Genomic DNA, 22,108 nt, shown 5'->3' with positions numbered 1-22,108 from the left:
TCAATACCCTTTTTTAAAAAATCATGGTAGGATGATAAACAGGGTATGTGAAAAGAAAAGTGAGGGAAATGGAGAATGACGAACAAATTTCGTATAGCGCCAGATACAGCAGTAGGCTTTGTGGCGTTAAAAGTAGAAAATTTAGAAAAACAATTAGCGTTTTATCATGATATTTTGAAATTTGATATTTTAAGTGAAGAAAATGGGATGGCATTTTTAGGAATCAAAGAGACGAAAGAACGTTTGCTCGTCTTAATGGAGAAAGAAGACGGTATTCCAAGCCCGTATACACACAACGGTTTACATCACTTAGGGTTAGTTGTACCATCTCGCGTCAAGCTAAGTAAAATCTATCAACAATTACTCGCACATGACTATCCTGTTATCGAGTTAGTCGATGTTGGTTATGCTGAAGAAATCTTTTTAGAAGACCCAGAATACAATGTCATTAAAATTTATTGGGATAAGCCGACTGTGGATACGACACCAACCATGAAACAAATAAAACCGTTAGATAAAGCGTCACTACTAGCTGAGACGAAAGAACCTTTACGTGGATTGACCGCTTTAGCACGTGTTGGTCACGTTCATTTAAATGTCCATGACTTAGAACAAAGTATGGCGTTTTATCAAGATGTTTTAGGTTTTAGCTCTCAAGAAGTACCATTCGATAGTATTAAATATTTGTCGACCGATAAAGACTACTATGATGTCTGTATGAGTAATTGGTATAAAATCGACGAAGAAACACAAAGTGATGAAAATCTTGGTTTAGATTATATCGTATTTAACATGCAAAGTGTTGAAGAATTAGAAGCGTTAAAAGCGCATCTATGCCATCGTGGTCATGATTACTACTATGATAAAGGTAAGCAAGTCTTACAGTTAGACGATCCTAATGGGATTCATTTGTGGTTTCATGTAAAACGTGTCAAAAAATAATGAAAAAGCTTCTGTTATGAGCCTCGTAACAGAAGCTTTTTATTTTTACTCTTTCTTTTTTTTGAAATATTGCCTACAATATGAAAGACATCACAAAAAGGAGAAGGTAGATGAAAAGAGTAAATCAGATAGTTTTAAGAGGGATATTGGTAGTATGGATGATGCTTGGAGGTGCGTCATCTATGCAAGCTGTTTCGTTGATGGAGTTAATGAATGAGTCACCATACGAGGTAAATGAAAGTGACCAACCTAAATCCAGTCTCGTATATGAACTAGAAACAGGACGTGTTGTTTGGGAAAATCAAGCAGATTTAAAATGGAAGACGGCAAGCGTTTCTAAGTTGATGACGATTTTTGTTGCTTTGGAAAAACTTGGGGAAGAAGGATTGAATCAAACCATTACGATTACGCAGCCTTATGTTGATATGGCACAAGATTACAATCTCAGTAACAATAATATGCAATTGGGTGCGACTTATACCATACAAGAACTCCTTGATTTGATTGTCGTCCCATCGTCTAATGCCGCGACATTATTATTATCGGATATCGTGTCTGACGGTGACCGCGCTTTATTTGTACAATGGATGAATGAAACAGCGAGTCAATTGGGAATGGAAAATTCAACCTTTTATAATCCATTGGGCGCGCCTAATAAATATCTAGGGGTTAATATGGTGCCAGGTGCCGACCCAGAAGGAGATAATGAGTCTACCGCACGTGATTTAGGGATTTTAACGTATCATTTGCTAAAGAAATATCCTTTTATACTTGATCACAGTAAGAATAGAGTGGTAACAGTCAAAGCGGGTACGCCGTATGAGGAAACGTTTGAATCGCATTTACACTCTTTGCCAGGAGCTATATATGAATACGAGGGCTTTGACGGGATTAAGACTGGGTCTAGCGGGAACGCTGGTTTTAATATGTCTGCTACTGCTAAGCGTGGAGAAACACGCTTTGTTGAAATTTTGTTAGGAATAGGCGATTGGAGCAATCAAGATGGTGAGATGATTCGCCATACGTTTGGAAATGTATTACTAGACTATGCGTTTGATCGATACGAGTATCGCTTGCTTGCCGAAAAAGGCGAGGTGGAGATTGACGGTCAAACCTATCTGTTAGCAGAAGATTATTATGATGTTGTTCCTAAAGACAGTGAGCCAATTCTCACGTATCAAGCTGAGGATAAACGCGTGAGCATTCAAAGTGAATTAGCTGCATTAAAAGAAGATGTGGGTGAACGAGGCGTAAAAGCAGAACTTAAAACGATTAATCCTTTAAAAAAATCGACGACTAAGACAACCACATCATTAAAAACGATGACGTTTTGGCATCAGTGGCAACAATTGCCGCTGACCTTAAAAGGATTGTTTTCTATTATTGTTGTATTAGTCCTACTTATTATTTTATTGATAATCGCATTAGTTAAAAAATGGCGCCGTCATTAAGCGTTTTGTTGAAGAGTGGGAAACCACTCTTTTTTTATCGAGTCTTTTTAACTAGGCGGTAATATGGTAAAATGATTAAGATTGGCTATAATAGAAGTACAATTAAAAATAGAGCAAATAAGAGGAATGACATCGATGACGAAATTTATTATAAATGGTGGTAAAAAGTTAAAAGGAGACGTTGCAATAGACGGAGCTAAAAATAGCGCGGTGGCTTTAATTCCAGCAGCGATTTTGGCAGATTCTCCAGTGGTCTTAGAGGGTGTACCTGATATTGATGATGTCCACGCATTAAAAGAGATATTAGAATTAATGGGCGTAAAAGTGACGTTTGAAAACAATGAAATGACCATAGACCCACGTGGTATGGTATCCATGCCTATGCCTAGTGGAAAGATTAATAGTTTACGGGCTTCTTATTATTTTATGGGGGCATTACTGGGTAAGTTTGGTGAAGCGGTTGTTGGCTTGCCTGGTGGTTGTTATTTAGGCCCACGTCCGATTGATTTACATATTAAAGGTTTTGAAGCATTAGGTGCGACGGTTAGCAATGAACACGGTGCCATGTATTTGCGTACCGAAAATGGTGACCTCGAGGGAACGCGTATCTATATGGATATGGTTTCGATCGGTGCAACGATTAACGTCATGTTAGCAGCGGTTAAAGCAAAAGGAAAGACTGTGATTGAAAACGCAGCAAGGGAACCTGAAATTATCGACGTAGCTACTTTGTTAAATAATATGGGAGCTAATATCAAAGGTGCTGGCACAAATGAAATCCGTATTGAAGGGGTAGAAAAACTTTCTGGGTGTCGTCATGCGATGATACCTGACCGCATAGAAGCGGGCACTTACTTAGCTCTTGCTGCGGCAGTGGGCGACGGTGTTTATGTGACGAATGTCATTCATGAGCATTTAGAGAGCTTTTTATCAAAGTTAGAAGAAATGGGTGTTAACATGGATGTTCGTGAAGATAGCATCTTCGTTCATCCAGTGGATAAGTTAAAACCAGTCAATATTAAAACCTATCCGTATCCTGGTTTTGCGACTGATTTGCAACAACCTATTACCCCACTGTTGTTAAAAGCAGAAGGAGAAAGTGTTATTGAAGATACGATTTATCAACAACGAGTGAATCACATACCGGAGCTAGCACGAATGGGAGGACGTTGTCATGTTGAAGGGAACATGATTATTTCTGACGGACAGTCTGTTTTAAAAGGAGCAGAAGTAGCGGCAACGGATTTACGAGCAGGTGCCTGTCTAGTCATTGCTGGCTTAATGGCAGAAGGAACGACAACAGTTACGAATGTCGAACATATTTTAAGAGGATATGACTCGATTGTCGATAAGTTGACAGCTCTTGGTGCTGATATACGAATGGATGACGAAAACTAGTTTTAAAATCAGAAAGGATACTTATGAAAGATTACCTAACAATGGGAGAACTGGATAACAGCACGTTAAAAGAAATTTACGAGTACGCGCGTCAGTTTAAAATCCCGTATTACAGTCAAATGAATAAAAAGGAATTGTCGCTTGCGGTAATTCGGGCACAAGCTGAAAAACAAGGCTTCTTCATGATGGAAGGCGTGCTAGATATCGTTTCTCAAGATGGGTATGGATTTTTACGTCCGATTAACTATAGCCCAAGTCAAGAAGATATCTATATTTCCTCTTCCCAAATCCGTCGTTTCGGTTTACGAAATGGGGATAAAGTGGGTGGAAAAGCGCGTCCGCCAAAAGAAAGTGAACGCTATTATGGCCTGATGCACGTTGAAACAGTCAATGGAAAAAATCCAGAAGAAGCGAAAGAACGCCCGCATTTTCCAGCGTTAACAGCGATATATCCTGATCATCAGCTTGTGTTAGAAACGACACGTGGCCGTTTAGGTAGTCGAATGATTGATATGTTTTCACCGATTGGCTTCGGTCAGCGTGGATTAATTGTAGCACCACCTAAAGCGGGGAAAACAAGTTTAATCAAAGAAATTGCCAATGGCATTACGGAAAATCATCCTGATGTCGAGCTTATCGTATTGTTACTAGATGAGCGTCCAGAAGAAGTAACCGATATAGAACGTAGTGTTAAAGCAGATGTCGTTTCTTCGACGTTTGATTTGCAACCGCAAAATCATACGCGTGTCTCAGAGCTCGTATTAGAACGGGCGATGCGATTAGTGGAAGATAAGCGCGATGTGGTTATCTTAATGGATAATATTACACGGTTGGCTCGTGCCTACAACTTGGTAATTCCGCCAAGTGGTCGAACGTTAAGTGGAGGGATTGATCCTGCGGCTTTTTATCGTCCTAAAAAATTCTTTGGCGCCGCACGTAATATCGAAGAAGGCGGTAGCTTAACGATTTTATCTACGGCGTTGATTGATACAGGCAGTCGTATGGATGACGTTATTTATGAAGAGTTTAAAGGGACAGGTAACATGGAACTACATTTATCGCGTGAGCTAGCGGAACGTCGCGTATTCCCTGCGATAGATATTAAACGTTCGAGTACGAGAAAAGAAGAGCTACTCGTAAGCAAGGAGCAACTCGAAGAAACTTGGAAGATTCGTCGCTTGATGAAAGGTGACTCTTTAGGTTACACGGAACAATTGTTAGAAATGATGCGTCAAACGAAAAATAATGAAGAATTGTGCTTAGCATTGAAAGACGTTTCTTTATCGAACAAAAGGTAGTTGTCTTTTATAGTGAAACGTGCTATCATAGTTCTGTTATAAAAACTTAAGAAGAAACTCTGTTTCAGCAAATGATTCAGGGCAAAGGAGAGAAAATCATGAAACAAGGAATTCATCCAGAATACCATCCAGTTGTGTTTATGGATACAACAACAGGCTTTAAATTTTTATCAGGTTCAACAAAACACTCTGATGAAACTGTTGAGTGGGAAGACGGTAACACATACCCATTAGTACGTGTGGAAATCAGTTCTGATTCACATCCGTTCTATACAGGACGTCAAAAATTCACTCAAGCAGACGGACGCGTGGACCGTTTCAACAAGAAATACGGTTTGGCAGACGAAAACGCTGCAAAATAATTTTAGAATTCGAAGGCATTGCTTCGGTGATGTTTTAAGAGCTTCCTGATAAGGGAGCTCTTTTTTTAAAGAGTAAGTTAAGGGGAATGTTTCACAAACTTAAGTGCTTTCTTAGACGAAAACACTTAAAAATGACGGTATTTTCACGGATTAATGACGACTCTATATAATCTTATTTAAATACTAGAATTATTATAATTTGTGTAGTATAATTAGATCGTTATATATACAGAAAAGTTGGTTAGAATGTTTGAATAACAAAGGAGTTAATATATATGAACTATAATTTTAAAAGAAAGTTGAGCATGTTGTTTCTAAGTACAACATTATTAAGTGCCAATGTGAGTCCGATTATTGTTTTAGCGAATGAAAAAGATGAAGCGGCTCATCCGACGACAGAGGCAGCTCAGACGACAGAGGAAACGTCGGCAGAAAGCACAGAAACTGAAGCATCAGGTGAAGTGACAGAAGTTCCTGTCGAGCCGACTGTTCCAGTTGAGCCTGTACAGCCGGAAGAACAACCTTCTCAACCAGAAGAGAAACCAGAAGTACCGGAAGAAACACCTGAAACAAAACCGGAAGAAAAACCAGAGGAAAAACCAGAGCAACCTTCTAAACCGGAAGAGAAGCCTGAAAAGCCGTCAAAACCGGAAGAAAAACCAAGTGTTCCTTCTCAGCCGACAGCTCCATCACAGCCGCAAGCGCCAGCTCGTCCACAAGTGACGCCAGTGGCACCGGCTTATCCACAGGGCAATCAAGTTGTCACGCCATTACCAGGTCTGAGCCAAGATTTGTTAGTGGAAGAAGGTAGTGTTAAAGTCACGCCAAATCGTGATACGCATGAGTTCCTAAAAGAGATTACTTTGCCAAGTTATCAATTAGCTAAAGAATATGAGTTGTTTACATCAGTTATGTTAGCACAGGCAATTTTAGAAAGTGCGAGTGGAAATAGCGATTTAGCTGCGCCAGGTAACTTTAACTTATTTGGTATTAAAGGAACACATGAAGGAAAAGGTGTCTCTTTCTTAACACATGAGGATGACGGGCGTGGTAATCTTTACACGATTACAAGTGTCTTTAGAAAGTATGAAAATTATCATGACTCTTTAGAAGACTATGCGAAATTATTAAAGACAGATTTTTATAAAGGAGCATGGCGTACAAAAGACAACACATATGAAGACGTGACAGCTTTCTTAACAGGCCGTTACGCAACGGATACGTCTTATGCGAAAAAATTAAATGGCTTAATTGAAGCGTATGAATTAGATCGTTTTGACGATATGGATTTAACGGATAAAGAAGTGTTAAAAATTGTTGAAGATATTGAAATTGACGACAAAGACTGGGGTTACCCACTAGAAGAAAAAGCAACGACTGTCTCAGGATATGAGTGGCGTTTAGATCCATTTACCGGGCATGCTGATTTCCATACAGGCTTAGATTTACCAATGCCAACAGGAACACGTGTCTTAGCAGCGAGAAATGGGATTGTCATTCAAGCAGCAGATATGGGAGATAGTTATGGGAATTCTGTCATTATCCAGCATCCAACGGGATTATTAACACGTTATGCCCATATGGATAAGTTATCTGTTAAAAAAGGTGATACTGTTTCAAGAGGTCAAATGATTGGAACAGTTGGATCAACGGGACGTAGTACAGGTAGTCACCTTCACTTTGAATTGTTAAATGGTAAAGAAGGCTTGTACAAGGGTCATATGAATCCAAACTTAATTATTGAAAAATAAGCAAATATGGACATCCTAAACGATTTTGTTTAGGATGTTTTTTTCATTTTAGAACGGATATGTTAAAATGAAGAAAACAATGGGAGGTTTACCATGAAATTAGAAACGAAAGCGTTTGGCTTAGAAGATGTTTTTTGTTATTCATTTATAAATGAAAAAGGAGAAGTTTTTTCGGCGACGAATTTAGGCGCACGGATTGTATCATGGAAAGTATTGGATAAAAATCAGCAACTAATTGAAACCGTTTTAGGCATGGATAGTGCCACAGAGTATTTAGAGAAAGATCCTTACATAGGTGCAACGATTGGCCGTGTGGCAGGTAGAATTGCGAATGGCCATTATACTTATGACAATCAAACAGTTCAACTCACTCAAAATGAACAAGGGAATACTTTACATGGCGGTCCTCATAGTTTTGAAGAAGCTGTTTGGGAAGCCGAAGCAACTGTGGAAAACGGATTGGGAAAATTAGTTTTTCACTTATTTAGTCCAGCTGGGGAGAATGGTTTCCCGGGCGATTTAAACGTGAAGGTCACGTATACGATTTCAGAAGATATGACGTGGCAAATCGACTATGAAGCTAAAACGAATGAAACGACTTTATTTAATCCTACGAACCATGTGTATTTTAATTTAAATGGTCATTACGAACAGACGATAGATAATCACTTGTTGTACGTGAATGCTGATAGGTACGTCCCGCTCCTTGCGAATAATTTGCCGATAGGGAAGAAACAGTCAGTTGTAGGGACGGCATTTGACGTGCGAGATGACGCAGGAACAAGACTGGAAGATGTTTTCTCTTTAACAGATGAGCAAGTATTAGCTGTTGGTGGCTATGACCATCCCTTTGTCCTAAATCAGCCTTCTTTAGAAATCCCACAGGCATCAATAAAATCATTAGAAACAGGTCTTACTCTATCAGTGTATACAGATGCCGCATCTATCGTGATTTTTACATTAAATCTGGGGGATAAAACTATAACGATGCGTGAACAAGAAGTCAGACATCATAGCGGTATCACTTTTGAAACACAAGCATTGCCTGATGCTATTAATCAAGAGGACTTTGGAAATATTGTGTTAAAACCAAATGACGTCTTTCGTTCGACAACGATTTATCGATGGCATGAAAAAAATCCACATTAATAATGTGGATTTTTTTACTTTTTGTTTAATTCATCAATCATTTTAAGTAGTTGAGCGCCAATATTTGTTTCTTTAACGCGCTTTCTTTTGACGACTCTGTCAACTAATCGTTTAGTAGATATAATATCCTGCCTGTTTTTCAACGCTTCTTTTTTTGATGTAAATGGTTGGTGCGCTACGAGTTGCATGCCGTATGAGTTGTAAATCAATGTGTAGCCAGCGATACCAGTGGTTTGTTGATAAGGTTTAGAAAAACCACCGTCAATCACAATGAGTTTGCCTTCTGCTTTAATAGGATTTTCACCGTTGATTTCTTTTACTGGGGTATGGCCGTTAATAATATGACTGTCAGTTTCGCTAAGGCCAAATTCTGTTAAGATGTTTTGGCATACCGTTGGGCAATTGCGCAAGCGGTAATAAGGATTTTTGTTTTCAACGTGCGTCGCTTTGTCTTTAATAAAGTAGCGTTCAAATGTTGTCATCTCGTCTTTGCCAAATAGTGAGGAGTATTCGCCACACCATAAGTACCAAAGAGTGTCAGTATAAAAATCTTGATAAGAGTCAGGTTGTTCATAAGCGGTTCTAACAGCTTCTTCAAAAAAATCAAGAAGTGCCTTACCTTGATAGTGTTGATCGTGGAGCGTCAAAGATTGGAACTGCCCGTCTTCAGTTAAAGGCATGCAGCCGTGTATTAAGAGATTATTATTATAGCAAAGGTACATGCTACCTTTTTTGATTAAGAAATCGAGATGACGTTTTAATTTTTCAGAGTGTTGAAAAGCGTGCATCAGTTGTTTTAATACTTTTTTCTCTTCTGGTAGTAAAAGGTCGGGTGTTTCTGGGTTTACAGTATGAAAGCAAGTATTTTCTAAAGGATATGTCTTTCCATTTAAATGAATCGTTTCTGTTTCATAGTCAATATGGCGCAGTAACGCACGTTTTTCCATAGCATATTCAGGTCGGCGATCAATCCATTGTAGTTCGAGTTTAAATCGCATCATCGCAATAGCTTGATGAATCTGAGTGATTTGTCGTCGCTCTTTATCGGTCAACTCACTATCTTTTGCTTCTTTTGGTCGAAAAGCAGGGTTGTCGTCATAGTAAGTTTCGGCTAGGGAGAGTAGTGGACGTAAATTGATGCCGTAGCTATCTTCAATAATACTTAAATTGTTATAGCGAGCACAAATACGAATGACAGTCGTCATGCATAAATGAGAGCCAGCGAAGGCACCAAGCCAAATAATGTCATGATTTCCCCACTGAATATCGACAGAATGATGATGAATCAGTGTTTCCATGATTTTATCAGGAGATGGTCCACGGTCGTAAATATCTCCTACAACATGCAGATGATCAACGACTAATCGTTGAATCGTATAGGAGAGACCAATGATAAACGTATCCGCCTGTTTAAATAAAATGATGTCTGATAAGATTTGTTCATAATAATCTTGTTTGTTATAGTCGCTAGCATCCTGATATAAAAGCTCTTCAATTAAGTAAGCTTGAGCGGGTGGTAATGATTTGCGAACTTTTGAACGGGTATATTTTGTTGATGAAAAGCGGACTAATTCAATCAATAATTGGATGGTTTCTTTTTGCCAAATGTTTATTTCTTCATTAGAAATCATTTTTTGTTTAACTTCGTCTAAGACTTCTTCAGGGTAATAGATGAGAAATGCTAGTTCATTTTGTTCGTCTGTCGTTAGTTTATTTTGAAAAGCAACGGCTATTTTTTCTTTAATACTACCTGAGCCGTTTCTTAAAACGTGTTGAAAAGCTTCAAATTCACCATGCAAGTCACTCACAAAATGTTCCGTTCCTTTTGGGAGATTTAAGATAGAGCGGAGATTCATTAGCTCAGTGAGTTCTGCCGATGACGTTGTAAACCGTGTATTCAAAAGACTTTCCTCCTAATGTTTTAGATATACCATATTGTTTATACAAGAATAATCATAGACTTAATAAAGGCTTTAGTCAACTGTACCAATTAAAGATAATAGTTGGTTAACTTAGGAGGTGTTTGCAACTAAATGATGAATTACGTATAATAGGAACGTCATAAGAACAGGAGTGAATAATATGAGAAATCCGATGATGCGTCGACCCGTTGTGAAACAGGAAGTGGTCGATTTTATTAGATATGAACAAAAGCCGTTACCAGGCTTGCTTGGAGAAATTGAACGAACAGCGTATGAAAATAATGTGCCAATTATTCCGCATGAAACAGTTGTTTTTTTACAATTTTTACTCGGTCAGATAAAACCGCGTGAAGTACTAGAAATAGGCACAGCGATTGGTTTTTCATCTAGTTTGATGAGTCAATATGTAGGGAAAGACGGGCATGTGACAACGATTGACCGTTATGACGTCATGATAAAAAAAGCACGTGAGAATTATGAAAAGCTGGGACTGACGGAGCGTGTCACCCTTTTAGAAGGCGACGCAGCTGATGTGTTACCTACTTTAACCGGGCCTTATGATTTTATTTTTATGGACAGTGCGAAGTCGAAGTATATCGAGTTTTTACCAGAGTGTTTACGCCTTGTACCAAAAGGCGGGGTTATTATGATTGACGATGTGTTACAAGGCGGAACTGTTACACATCCACGCGAGGCGATACCTAAAAATCAACGAACGATTCATCGTAAACTTAATTTGCTATTTGAAAAGGTTTTAAATCATCCAGATTTAACGAGCTCTATCGTGCCTTTGGGAGATGGCATTTTATTAATCACTAAAGAAAGTGATGACGTCGTATTATAAGATAGGAGTGTGCTGAAATAGGCATGCTCTTTTTATTTGTGTTATAATACAGATAAGGAGGCGATGACAATGAAAGGATATCAGCATATTCTAGTCGCGATTGACGGATCTCATAGTGCAGAGAAAGCATTTCAAGAAGCGTTGTTTTTAGCCGAGTTGCATCACGCCCATTTGTATATTGCCTGTATTGTTAATGATGTCGAGATTGCCTATAGTTTGTATAACTATGCGACCATGTTAGCGGATGAAAAAGAAAACGTGGAAAAAGAAGTCCTGAAAAAACTGTACGATGCTAAAGAATATGGCGTTGAGAAGATGACTGGGATAGTCGAGTTGGGGAACCCTAAAGTATATCTTGCAAAGACCATACCAGAACAGTATCCTATTGATTTAATCGTTGTCGGTGCTTCAGGAAAAGGCGGTATCCAAAAATGGACAGTTGGCTCGACCACTGACTATATTGTTAAGCACGCGCCAGTTAATGTATTAGTTGTTAAATAAAAAAAGGCAAACGAACGTCTCTGTTCGTTTGCCTTTTTAAGAATTAAATATGAGATAACAAAAAAACCACTAGAAGTATTCTAGTGGTTTAGGACGTCACAGGAGGGATTCGAACCCCCGACCGTTCGCTTAGAAGGCGAATGCTCTATCCTGCTGAGCTACTATGACTTATGGCACAACACTAATGATTATATTGAAATTGCAAGTAAAAGTCAATGCCAAAATTTAAAAAATACTATTTAAAAATATACGTAGATTTAATAAAAATATCCCAAAAGTTAATAAAAAAGTTGATATAATAATATTTATCGAACCAAATAATCTTTTTTTGGTCGATATTATCAAGAGAAAATAAAATATCAGGGATAGACAATTAAAAAGAAAAAAGCTAAACTTACGCTTGTTATTAAATGATGAAGCTAAGCCATATATTTAGGAGGTTTTTGCATGGAAAAAGTTGATCCGCGTGTTTTAAAAACGCGTAGTAAATTAAAGGCAGCGTTTCTTACGTTGTTATCAAAAAATCAAATTCAAGAAATAAACGTTAAAAACTTAACAGAAACAGCAGAAGTCACAAGAGGGACATTCTACCTTCACTATCGTGATAAAGAGTTTTTTGTTGAAACGATGATGAGCGAAATAATAGATGAGTTCTTTTACGAAACAATGATTCCCGATACAGAAGACGAAACAGTCTATCGTTTTTCTTTAATGAAATATTTAGAATTTGCTGAGGTTCATATTTCTTTCTTTGAAACACTTATTTATGATTCTAATTCAGAATTATATCGTCAGCAACTTATGGAGCGTTTGTCAGAAGAGATCCAAACGTATCAAAAGCATTACAAAAAAGATCGTACGCGTATTCCGCAAACAATCTTAATGAACTACTTGATGTATACATTGTTAGGGTACGTCGATGGATGGGATGCCAATGGTAAGATTTATGCTACACGATACATGGCAGAGAACTTAAGTAAGATATTAGATTCTCAATTTATAGAAGAAGCTGGGATTGTAGACTTCTTTTATGGACCAGAAAATCAAGAAACTGTGAATAAAGGACAATAAAAGATTGACCTTGTGTCTATAATTTGGTACACTATTTCTGTTGTAATTGTGAGCACCACAACTACAACCGCTCAAAGTAAGTTTTAAGTATCTGTTATTGATCGCTTACAATGGCGAGTCTAAGTCTAATGAAGGAGGTGCTTTATAGCATGTACGCAATTATTAAAACTGGTGGTAAACAAGTAAAAGTAGAAGTAGGTCAAGCGATCTACATTGAAAAATTAGATGTTGCTGCGGGAGAAAAAGTTGTTTTTGATGAAGTGGTATTAGTAGGTGGCGAAGACACAAAAGTTGGAACACCATTAGTAGCAGGTGCAACTGTTGAAGGAACTGTTGAAAAACAAGGTAAACAGAAGAAAGTTGTTACGTTTAAATACAAACCTAAAAAACATACTCACCGTAAACAAGGTCACCGTCAACCATACACAAAAGTGATGATTGATGCGATTAATGCCTAAAAGAGAGGTTAGCCATGATACACTGTCGTTTTAAACGAGATAAGCAACAAACGATTACCATGCTAGAAGTATCTGGTCATGCGAACGCTGGCCCTTATGGAAGTGATATTGTTTGTGCTGCAGTATCCGCGATTGTCATCAGTACAATCAATGGTATTGAAAAGTTATCAGGTGTGGCACCTATTTTAGATATTGATAATGACAATGAAGGCTACATTTATCTGTCTGTTAGAGAAGATTTGACAACAGATGAAGCGTTAGTGACACAAATACTCTTGGAAAATGTTGTTTTAGGACTGCAAGATATTCAAGAAAACTATGGGGAATTTGTAGAGGTTTCTCATATCGACTAAGAAAATAGGAGGTGCGAACTCATGTTAAAAATGAATTTACAATTCTTTGCGACGAAAAAAGGGGGCGGTTCTACTGCCAACGGTCGTGATTCACAATCTAAACGTTTAGGTGCGAAAAGTGCTGATGGACAAACTGTAACAGGTGGTTCTATCTTATATCGTCAACGTGGAACAAAAATTTACCCAGGTGAAAACGTAGGTAAAGGTGGCGACGATACACTTTATGCGAAAATCGATGGAGTGGTTCGCTTCGAAAGAAAAGGCCGCGACAAAAAACAAGTCTCTGTCTACCCGGTAGCACAGTAATCATTTGAAACTCTCTGTTAACAGAGAGTTTTTTTGTTTCTTGAGTAGAATTCATGAATATAAAGGATTAATGTTTAATTTCAACTTTTTATTTGGTATAATGGCATTGGAATTCTATTCTAGAAAGAAGGTTGATGTTGTGAATCAACGTGTAGAAAAATTAAGAAACTGGATGAAAGAACAAGATCTCGATGCCTTTTTAGTGACAAGTACTTATAATTTACGATATGTATCAGGCTTTACTGGCACGACAGGCTTGGCTGTTATTACGTTAGAAGATGCTTATTTTGTGACGGACTTCCGTTATACTAAACAAGCTAGCACACAGTGTGTTGGATATGAAGTCGTTCAAAATGTTGGACCTATTTTTGAAGAAGTAGGAAAAATTGTTAAAGAGCAAGGGTTAAAACGTTTAGCTTTTGAGGAAATGTACGTCTCTTATCAGCAATATGGCGTGCTAGACGAAGTTATCCCATGTGAGCTTGTGCCAGTTGCTGGGGCAATTGAAGCGTTACGTGAGGTAAAAGAACCTGGTGAAATTGAAATTATTAAACAAGCGTGTGCAATTGGTGACAAAGCCTTCACTCATATTTTAGATTTTATCAAACCAGGCATGACAGAAATCCAAGTGGCGACAGAGCTTGATTTTTATATGCGTTCACTAGGTGCTTCAGGTATTTCGTTTGATACGATTGTTGCAAGTGGCTTACGCTCATCTATGCCGCATGGTGTTGCGAGTGACAAAGTTATTGAAAAAGGCGACATGATTACACTAGATTACGGATGCTATTTTAATGGCTATGTATCAGATATGACGAGAACTATTGCTTTAGGCGACCCTGGAGAAGAGTTAAAAGAGCTTTATCAATTGGTATTAGACGCACAGTTAAAAGTTAATGAAGTAGCTAAACCAGGTATGACAGGCGTTGAGTTAGATGCTGTGGCACGCGATTATTTCCGTAGTAAAGGTCATGCAGATGCATTTGGTCACTCTACCGGACATGGTATTGGTTTAGAAGTCCATGAAGGGCCAAGTGTTTCAAAACTCGCTCATAAAAAGTTTGTACCGGGTAACGTGATTACAAATGAACCTGGTTTGTACTATCCAGAAATTGGTGGCGTACGTATTGAAGACGATTTGCTTGTGACCGAAACAGGTGTTGAAATTTTAACGCACTCACCAAAAGAATTAATTATATTATAAAATGAACGATTGTATTTAATAGGAGGACAAGAGATGATTTCAGTAAACGATTTTAAAACAGGTTTAACAGTAGAGATTGACGGAGGCATTTGGCGAGTTATTGACTTCCAACACGTTAAACCTGGTAAAGGTGCCGCATTTGTGCGTACAAAATTAAAAAATTTACGTAACGGGAATATTCAAGAAAAAACATTCCGTGCAGGCGAAAAAGTAGGACGTGCCCAAATCGACAACCGTAAAATGCAATATTTATATGAAAGTGGCGGCAGCCATGTCTTCATGGATACTGAAACATACGAGCAAGTAGAATTGCCAACAGAGCAAATTGAAGAAGAATTAAACTACCTATTAGAAAACAGCGTATGTAACATTATCATGTATGGTGCTGAAACAATTGGAGTAGATTTACCACATACGGTAACATTAGAAGTAAAAGAAACAGAACCTGGTATCAAAGGAGATACAGCATCAGGTGGTTCTAAACCAGCTACTATGGAAACAGGCTTAGTTGTACAAGTGCCTTTCTTTGTGAATGCTGGCGATAAATTAATTATCAATACTGACGATGGCTCATATTCTTCACGTGCTTAGTCAAGCAAGCGAAAGGAGAACAGTGTAATGGAAGAAACAGCAGAGTTAATTTTAGAAAATGTCGACAATGGCGACTTCGGTGGCGAAATTGTAATTGCACCAGAAGTTTTAGAAGTGATTATTGGGATTAGTGCCGCTAAAATTGACGGTGTTTATGGTATGCGAGGTAACTTAGCTTCTAACGTTAATGAGTTGCTTGGTAAAGCGGATCATCGTAAAGGTGTCTCTTTAAACATTGATGAAGACGGTATTAAAGTTGATTTATACTGTTATTTAAATTATGGTGTATCTGTGCCTAAAGTAGCACTGTCAATGCAAGAAAAAGTCAAAGAACAAGTTTTATTTATGACTGATTTAGAATTAAAAGAAGTAAACATTCATGTAGTGGGTGTGATACCAGAAAAAATGGTCAACCCTACACTGGATGAATTGTTACAATTAGAAGAGGATGAATAGAGTGGAAGTAACCCGTAGAGAAATACGTGAGAGAGCCATCCAAACGTTGTATTCTTTAGATTTTCATGAGGATATTTCGCTAGAACGGGCTATTTTACTAACACTTTCGTTACATGATGAGGAGTACGATGATATTCCATCTTACTTATTTCAAGTGCTTGAAGGTGTTCAAAAGAATCAAATGGAACTGGATCAGCTTATTAGTGAACATCTTAAAGGCTGGACGTTACCACGTCTTTCAAAAGTTGACTTGATGATTTTACGATTAGCCGTTTATGAGATTTTACATGAAGATGACGTCCCGAACCGAGTAGCTTTGAATGAAGCGCTTGAATTAGCTAAGACGTACAGTGATGATTCATCTCGTAAATTTATAAATGGTGTCCTTTCCGTTATTATATCTGAACAAAAATAGAGAAGTGATGACTTCTCTATTTTTGTTTGTGAGGAATACTGTTTAAAATGAGCAATTATGATAGAATAAGGTAGATTTCAAAGGAATGTTTCCAAATTGTGAGACGGTGAAAGTGAGGCATTTAAATGTCAGAAACACAATATTTAACAGTCGCATCTTTAACGAAATATTTAAAACAAAAATTTGAACGAGATCCTTATCTGGAAAGAGTCTATTTGATTGGCGAAGTGTCGAATTATCGTAATCGTCAAAATAGTCATCAATATTTCTCTTTAAAAGATGAAAAAGCTAAAATTAATGCCGTCATGTTTAAGTCGGCTTTTCAAAAATTAAAGTTTTCTCCCGAAGAAGGGATGAAAGTCTTAGTAATCGGACGTATTTCTTTATATGAAGCGACCGGACAGTACCAAATATATGTCGAACATATGGAGCCAGATGGCGTAGGCGCTTTGTATCAAGCTTTACGCGAGCGACAAGAAAAATTAGCAGCAGAAGGATTGTTTTCTGGAGAAAAACGTGCGTTAAACAAGTATCCTGAAAAAATCGCAGTTGTGACGAGTCCTTCAGGTGCGGTTATTCGCGATATTATGACGACGATTAAACGACGTTATCCATTAGTCGAGCTAACTATTTTTCCAACGTTGGTACAAGGTAATCAAGCCGCACCGGATATTGTATCGAGTCTGAAACAAGCAGATAAAGGGGATTTCGATACGATTATTTTAGCGCGTGGAGGAGGCTCTATTGAAGATTTATGGCCTTTCAACGAGGAAATTGTCGTGCGCACAATTTATAGTTTGCAAACGCCGCTAATCTCTTCAGTCGGTCATGAAACAGATACGACTTTGGCCGATTTGGTTGCAGATGTTAGAGCGGCGACGCCAACGGCTGCAGCGGAGCTTGCGGTCCCTAATTTACAGGAAGAATGGTTGAAGTTAAAAGAGAGAGAGCAACGTCTTTTAACCAGTATGACAACAAGAATGGAAAAAGAGCGGACACGTTTAGCAACGGTTATGGAATCCTACGTGATGAAGCAACCTCATCGGCTTTATGAGAATTATAGCTTAGCCTTAGACCGCCAAGTCATAGCATTTAAACAAGCGATGAAAAATACGCTTTATGATAAAGAAGCACAGTTTCAAGATGTAACCCATCGTTTGAAACAACAACAGCCAAAAGCGCGCATTGATTTAGCGTCGCAGCAAGCTGATTATTTAGAACGGCAATTATTAGCTGCCAAAGATCACTATCAACAAAAAAAAGAGCAGCAATTTATAGAACTTGCTGCAGCACTAGATATGTTAAGTCCCTTGAAGACGATGACGCGAGGGTATTCTTATGTGACAAAAGATGAAAAAATAGTCAAGAGTGTCAAACAAGTTGCACCTCAAGACGAGATGATGATACATGTCGCAGATGGAACGATTCAGTCAACGGTCACCACTATTCAGCACACTATAGAAGGAGAAGTTTAATTAATGGCAACAAAAGAAAAAATGAGTTTTGAAGTAGCAATTTCAGAATTGGAAACCATTGTAAAAGAATTGGAACGTGGGGATATTCCACTAGAAAAAGCACTGACACAGTTTAAAAAAGGCGTTGAGTTAAGTCAAATGTGTCAGAAAAAACTGGCAGATGCCGATGAAATGCTGACTAAAATTATGAATGAAGATGGGACGACGACACTTTTTGATGAAGGAGATTCGGAATGAAAACAGTCAACAGTACCGAGTTTATGACAGCGTATCGTAATCGAGTAGATGAAACGATGTCTCAACATATTCAATCAGTGACATCCGAGCCTTCTTTAAAAGAAGCGATGATGTACTCGGTATCGGCTGGTGGAAAACGGATTCGTCCGCTATTGTTACTTGCAACGGTGGCTTTTTTTGATGAAGAAATAACCCAAGCGCAAGTAGATGTGGCAGCTGCTATTGAGATGGTTCATACTTACTCGTTGATTCATGATGATTTACCCGCAATGGATGATGATGATTTACGTCGGGGAAAACCGACCAATCATAAAGTGTATGGGGAAGCACTCGCAATTTTAGCTGGCGATGCTTTGTTGACAGAGGCATTTCATCTTATTGGTTGTAGCGCGCTACCGGCCGACTTACGTGTTGAAGCGATGACCCAGTTGGCTTGGAGTTCTGGTGCAAACGGTATGGTAGCTGGTCAGGTAGCAGATATGGAAGGGGAACAACAACAGCTTCCTTTAGAACAATTATCTGCTGTTCATCAACGAAAAACAGGTCGTTTATTGGCGTTACCGTTGACGTTAGGCGCCATGTTAACGCAACAGCCTTTTGAAACAGTTAGTCGATTTACAGAAATGGGGAATCAACTAGGGCTAGCTTTTCAAATTCGCGATGATATTTTAGACGTGGTAGGAAGTACTGATGAATTAGGTAAGCAAACGGGTGTGGATGTAGAGCGAGAAAAAAGTACGTACACTTCCTTGTTAGGACTTGATGAGGCAATTAATGTTTTTGAGCGCACGATTAGCTCCGTTCTAAATGACCTTCAACGCTATCGTAAAATGGAAGGGTCGATTTCCGCACTAGAAGCGATTATTCAAGGGTTAGCAGAGATACCAGTAGAGAGGAAACGATAGGGCGATGAAGAAAGAACGAGCAGATATACTGGCGTATCAACAAGGTTTAGCAGAGACGAGAGAACAAGCCAAACGTTTGATTATGGCTGGGAAAGTCTATGATGAGTTAAATGAACGGATTGATAAACCGGGTACGAAGTTAGCCAGTGACACCATGTTGCAGTTGAAAGGCGAAGGGCCAAAATATGTTTCTCGTGGTGGATTGAAATTAGAAAAAGCACTGAAAGTTTTTTCTATTGACATGCAAGACAAGATTGTCTTAGACATTGGTGCTTCGACAGGTGGGTTTACCGACGTTGCTTTACAAGCGGGTGCGGTCAAAAGCTATGCTTTAGATGTCGGCTATAATCAGCTTTCATGGAAGTTGCGACAAGATGATCGTGTAATTGTGATGGAAAGAATGAATTTTCGTTATGCTAAGCCTGAAGATTTTACTGAGGGAGTCCCACAAGTTGCGACGATTGATGTCTCATTTATTTCTTTAAAACTTATATTACCAGTTTTAAAAACGATACTAGCTGTTGATGGAGAAGTCGTTTGCCTTGTCAAACCGCAGTTTGAAGCAGGGAAAGAAAATGTTGGTAAAAAAGGTATCATTAAAGACCCTGCGGTTCATCAAATGGTCTTAGAGGAAATGCTTGATTTTATGTTAAATGAAGGCTATTTGGTTAAAGGTGTTTCTTATTCTCCAGTAAAGGGTGGTGAGGGGAATATTGAGTTTCTCGTTCACTTAGTTTGGCCTAAGTCATCTGAACCACAGAGATTGCAGGATAATGAGCGTGCAACGATTGTAAAAGTAGTGGAAGAGGCTCATCAACAATTAACTGACGCGTAAAGGAGTTGATAAAGATGAAAAAACGAACACGACAAACTCTTATTGCAGATATTTTAAAACGTGAAACGATAGGCAATCAAAGTGAATTAGTCGAGGCGTTACGTGATAAAGGTATTGAAGTGACACAAGCGACTATTTCACGTGATATTAAAGAGATGAAATTAATTAAAACGAAGTCGAAAAAAGGAACTTTTCACTATCGGTTACCGGAAACAAGTCCGTCGTATATACCAGAAGAACTAGGCCGTTTATTAAGTGGGAGTCTTGTTCATGTCTCTTATCAACGTGATAAGGTGTTGCTCAAAACCACTCCGGGAAGTGCCACCGCCATCGCGAGGATTATCGAGGAGGAATATCTCGACTATTTATTTACTGTCATGACCGATGATGATAAGGTTTTATTGTTTTGTTTGGATAAAAAAGAAGCGTATCAACTCTATCAATCGTTTAGCACATATGTGACAAAGTAGGTGAAAAAATGTTACAAGAATTAACTATTAAAGATTTTGCGATTATTTCACAATTGGATTTATCATTTTCGGAAGGCATGACCGTTTTAACAGGGGAAACAGGTGCGGGAAAATCCATTATTATTGATGCCGTAGGCTTGTTGGTAGGTGGACGAGGTTCTACTGATTTTATCCGAGAAGGCGCAAAAAAAGCTCAGTTGCAAGGGCAGTTTGAAGTGTCATCACACGTTTTCGAACGAATGACGCCTTACTTGCAATCGCTAGGAATTGAAGCCACTGAGCGTACGATGATTCTATCACGTGATATTTCATTATCGGGGAAGAATGTCTGTCGAATTAATGGTCATCTCGTGAACACGCAAGCCTTAAAGAAAGTCGGCCAATTATTAGTAGATATTCACGGACAACATGAACACCAAGAATTAATGGATAGCGAACGTCATCTTTCTTTTTTAGATCAATATGGAGGCGAATCGCTCGCGCTGCTTAAAGCACGCTATCAAGAATTGTTTGAATCCTATCAAGCAAATGTGCGCCTTTTGAGAAATTATCAGCAAAATGAACGCGAACATGCGCAAAGAATGGATATGTTGCAATTTCAACATGATGAAATTGCAGAAGCGAATCTAAAAATAGGCGAAGAGGAGGCGTTAAAACAAGAGCGTGATTTTTTAGCCAATTATCAAGAAATTGTACAACAACTATCTAAAAGTTATGATATCATTCAAGGAAATATGAATATCGGGGCGTTGGAACAAATTGGCGAAGCCATGGCTGCAATGGAGGCGATTGAGCATTTGGACAGTGCTTATCAGACGATAGCAGAAGGGGTACGTGACAGTTATTACCAGTTAGAAGAAGTAGCACGTGACATTAGTCAACAACTTACACATACGGAAATGGATGATAATCGTTTAGAAGAAGTCGAAGAACGCTTGACGACGATTATCCGATTAAAGAAAAAGTATGGGGATAGCATTGAGAAAATACTGGAATATTTCGATGAAATTGCGAGTGAATTAGCGGAAAGCCAAAATGTCGAAGGGTCGTTAACGTCTCTTCAAAAAACGATTAACGAACAGCACGAACAGCTAGAGGAATTAGCTCAACAATTAACACAAGCAAGAGAGACGCTCAGTGTGTCATTAGAGAAAGCGATTATAGAGCAACTTGGAGATTTGTATCTTGAAAAAACACGTTTCGAAGTCCGACGTGAAAAGAAAGAACTGAGTGACGACGGTTGGGATATGATTAGTTTTTATATTTCGACCAATCCGGGAGAACCTTTAAAGCCGTTAGAAAAAGTGGCGTCTGGAGGCGAGCTATCGAGAATTATTTTAGGGATGAAGACTATTTTTTCTAAAACGCATGGCGTTACCAGTATTGTTTTTGATGAAGTGGATACAGGGGTTAGTGGACGTGTAGCCCAAGCGATTGCAGAGAAAATTCATGATATTGCAGTGGACTCGCAAGTTCTTTGTATCACTCATCTACCTCAAGTGGCGGCACATGCCGATCAACAATACTATATCCGCAAAAAAGTAGTAGACGGACGGACGTTAACAGATGTGACGATTTTAAATAATGACGAGCGCGAAATAGAAATCGCTAGAATGTTAGCGGGAGAGACGATTACCGATTTATCTCGTGAGCATGCACGTGAATTATTAAAACAAGCACACAAATAAAAACTCGCAGTGAAACTGCCTTTTTT

Annotated in this window: 24 protein-coding genes, 1 tRNA gene and 1 other annotated feature; of the genes, 23 read left to right on the top strand and 2 right to left on the bottom strand. The window is 38.6% G+C overall.

What is annotated here, in order from left to right; genetic code table 11:
- The first annotated feature begins 75 nt into the window (after positions 1-75).
- The 7 genes from M2919_RS04160 to M2919_RS04130 all read left to right on the top strand — a co-directional run bounded on the left by M2919_RS04160 (position 76) and on the right by M2919_RS04130 (position 8,351).
- Positions 76-942, top strand: a complete 867-nt coding sequence (locus tag M2919_RS04160) for a VOC family protein (protein ID WP_248849389.1) — start codon at positions 76-78, stop codon at positions 940-942.
- 110 nt (positions 943-1,052) lie between these two features.
- Positions 1,053-2,393 (top strand): DUF1958 domain-containing protein, encoded by a 1,341-nt coding sequence (locus M2919_RS04155; protein ID WP_248849388.1) that lies wholly within the window; start codon positions 1,053-1,055, stop codon positions 2,391-2,393.
- 135 nt (positions 2,394-2,528) lie between these two features.
- Positions 2,529-3,791: a UDP-N-acetylglucosamine 1-carboxyvinyltransferase gene (locus M2919_RS04150; protein WP_248849387.1), complete on the top strand. Its 1,263-nt coding sequence runs from the start codon at positions 2,529-2,531 to the stop codon at positions 3,789-3,791.
- Between the two features lie 23 nt (positions 3,792-3,814).
- Complete coding sequence (gene rho, locus M2919_RS04145; protein ID WP_126762627.1) at positions 3,815-5,089, top strand: transcription termination factor Rho; 1,275 nt, start codon at positions 3,815-3,817, stop codon at positions 5,087-5,089.
- 98 nt (positions 5,090-5,187) lie between these two features.
- The gene (locus tag M2919_RS04140; RefSeq protein WP_023606007.1) at positions 5,188-5,451 is read left to right on the top strand and encodes a type B 50S ribosomal protein L31; all 264 of its coding nucleotides are present in this window, start codon (positions 5,188-5,190) and stop codon (positions 5,449-5,451) included.
- 275 nt (positions 5,452-5,726) lie between these two features.
- On the top strand, positions 5,727-7,202 hold the full coding sequence (locus M2919_RS10050) for a peptidoglycan DD-metalloendopeptidase family protein (RefSeq protein ID WP_276520513.1): 1,476 nt from the start codon (positions 5,727-5,729) through the stop codon (positions 7,200-7,202).
- A gap of 93 nt (positions 7,203-7,295) precedes the next feature.
- Positions 7,296-8,351, top strand: a complete 1,056-nt coding sequence (locus M2919_RS04130) for an aldose epimerase family protein (RefSeq protein ID WP_248849386.1) — start codon at positions 7,296-7,298, stop codon at positions 8,349-8,351.
- Between the two features lie 14 nt (positions 8,352-8,365).
- Here M2919_RS04130 and M2919_RS04125 read toward each other — a convergent pair whose 3' ends face one another.
- Positions 8,366-10,252, bottom strand: coding sequence for a fructose-1,6-bisphosphatase (locus M2919_RS04125; RefSeq protein WP_248849385.1), 1,887 nt, complete (start codon positions 10,250-10,252; stop codon positions 8,366-8,368).
- A 181-nt stretch (positions 10,253-10,433) separates the two neighbouring features.
- Here M2919_RS04125 and M2919_RS04120 point away from each other — a divergent pair, with 181 nt between their 5' ends.
- Together M2919_RS04120 and M2919_RS04115 are read left to right on the top strand one after the other, a co-directional pair.
- Positions 10,434-11,117, top strand: coding sequence for an O-methyltransferase (locus tag M2919_RS04120; RefSeq protein ID WP_248849384.1), 684 nt, complete (start codon positions 10,434-10,436; stop codon positions 11,115-11,117).
- Positions 11,118-11,186: 69 nt separating this feature from the next.
- Entirely contained in the window at positions 11,187-11,618 is a 432-nt protein-coding gene (locus tag M2919_RS04115; RefSeq protein ID WP_237662130.1) for a universal stress protein, read from the top strand.
- Positions 11,619-11,712: 94 nt separating this feature from the next.
- Here the strand turns inward: M2919_RS04115 and M2919_RS04110 are convergent.
- A tRNA-Arg gene (locus tag M2919_RS04110) sits at positions 11,713-11,786 on the bottom strand.
- Between the two features lie 279 nt (positions 11,787-12,065).
- On the opposite strand from M2919_RS04110, the gene M2919_RS04105 reads away from it, so the two are divergent.
- The 14 genes from M2919_RS04105 (at position 12,066) to recN (ending at position 22,082) form a co-directional block, all read left to right on the top strand.
- Complete coding sequence (locus tag M2919_RS04105; RefSeq protein ID WP_248849383.1) at positions 12,066-12,689, top strand: TetR/AcrR family transcriptional regulator; 624 nt, start codon at positions 12,066-12,068, stop codon at positions 12,687-12,689.
- A gap of 55 nt (positions 12,690-12,744) precedes the next feature.
- Positions 12,745-12,820: a sequence feature (ribosomal protein L21 leader region), on the top strand.
- 18 nt (positions 12,821-12,838) lie between these two features.
- Entirely contained in the window at positions 12,839-13,147 is a 309-nt protein-coding gene (rplU, locus tag M2919_RS04100; protein ID WP_023606014.1) for a 50S ribosomal protein L21, read from the top strand.
- A gap of 14 nt (positions 13,148-13,161) precedes the next feature.
- Complete coding sequence (locus tag M2919_RS04095; protein WP_248849382.1) at positions 13,162-13,500, top strand: ribosomal-processing cysteine protease Prp; 339 nt, start codon at positions 13,162-13,164, stop codon at positions 13,498-13,500.
- A gap of 21 nt (positions 13,501-13,521) precedes the next feature.
- Positions 13,522-13,806 carry a 50S ribosomal protein L27 gene (gene rpmA / locus M2919_RS04090; protein ID WP_023606016.1) on the top strand — a complete coding sequence of 95 codons (285 nt, stop codon included), beginning with the start codon at positions 13,522-13,524 and terminating at the stop codon, positions 13,804-13,806.
- Between the two features lie 139 nt (positions 13,807-13,945).
- Complete coding sequence (locus M2919_RS04085; RefSeq protein WP_248849477.1) at positions 13,946-15,010, top strand: M24 family metallopeptidase; 1,065 nt, start codon at positions 13,946-13,948, stop codon at positions 15,008-15,010.
- Positions 15,011-15,043: 33 nt separating this feature from the next.
- Positions 15,044-15,601, top strand: a complete 558-nt coding sequence (gene efp, locus M2919_RS04080; RefSeq protein ID WP_023606018.1) for an elongation factor P — start codon at positions 15,044-15,046, stop codon at positions 15,599-15,601.
- Between the two features lie 27 nt (positions 15,602-15,628).
- Entirely contained in the window at positions 15,629-16,057 is a 429-nt protein-coding gene (locus M2919_RS04075; RefSeq protein WP_126762610.1) for an Asp23/Gls24 family envelope stress response protein, read from the top strand.
- The gene (gene nusB / locus M2919_RS04070; protein ID WP_248849381.1) at positions 16,050-16,472 is read left to right on the top strand and encodes a transcription antitermination factor NusB; all 423 of its coding nucleotides are present in this window, start codon (positions 16,050-16,052) and stop codon (positions 16,470-16,472) included. The genes M2919_RS04075 and nusB overlap by 8 nt, the downstream gene beginning before the upstream one ends.
- Before the next feature lie 125 nt (positions 16,473-16,597).
- Entirely contained in the window at positions 16,598-17,947 is a 1,350-nt protein-coding gene (gene xseA, locus M2919_RS04065) for an exodeoxyribonuclease VII large subunit (protein ID WP_248849379.1), read from the top strand.
- 3 nt (positions 17,948-17,950) lie between these two features.
- The gene (locus M2919_RS04060; RefSeq protein WP_023606022.1) at positions 17,951-18,184 is read left to right on the top strand and encodes an exodeoxyribonuclease VII small subunit; all 234 of its coding nucleotides are present in this window, start codon (positions 17,951-17,953) and stop codon (positions 18,182-18,184) included.
- Positions 18,181-19,089, top strand: a complete 909-nt coding sequence (locus M2919_RS04055) for a polyprenyl synthetase family protein (protein ID WP_248849377.1) — start codon at positions 18,181-18,183, stop codon at positions 19,087-19,089. The genes M2919_RS04060 and M2919_RS04055 overlap by 4 nt, the downstream gene beginning before the upstream one ends.
- A 4-nt stretch (positions 19,090-19,093) precedes the next feature.
- Positions 19,094-19,924 carry a TlyA family RNA methyltransferase gene (locus M2919_RS04050; RefSeq protein WP_248849376.1) on the top strand — a complete coding sequence of 277 codons (831 nt, stop codon included), beginning with the start codon at positions 19,094-19,096 and terminating at the stop codon, positions 19,922-19,924.
- 14 nt (positions 19,925-19,938) lie between these two features.
- Positions 19,939-20,394 (top strand): arginine repressor, encoded by a 456-nt coding sequence (locus M2919_RS04045; RefSeq protein WP_126762604.1) that lies wholly within the window; start codon positions 19,939-19,941, stop codon positions 20,392-20,394.
- An 8-nt stretch (positions 20,395-20,402) separates the two neighbouring features.
- Positions 20,403-22,082 carry a DNA repair protein RecN gene (recN, locus tag M2919_RS04040; RefSeq protein ID WP_248849374.1) on the top strand — a complete coding sequence of 560 codons (1,680 nt, stop codon included), beginning with the start codon at positions 20,403-20,405 and terminating at the stop codon, positions 22,080-22,082.
- Positions 22,083-22,108 lie beyond the last annotated feature (26 nt).

The sequence above is a fragment of the Vagococcus lutrae genome (assembly GCF_023299185.1).
GTDB lineage: Bacteria > Bacillota > Bacilli > Lactobacillales > Vagococcaceae > Vagococcus_A > Vagococcus_A lutrae.
This window is presented reverse-complemented; position numbering and strand designations above follow the sequence as displayed.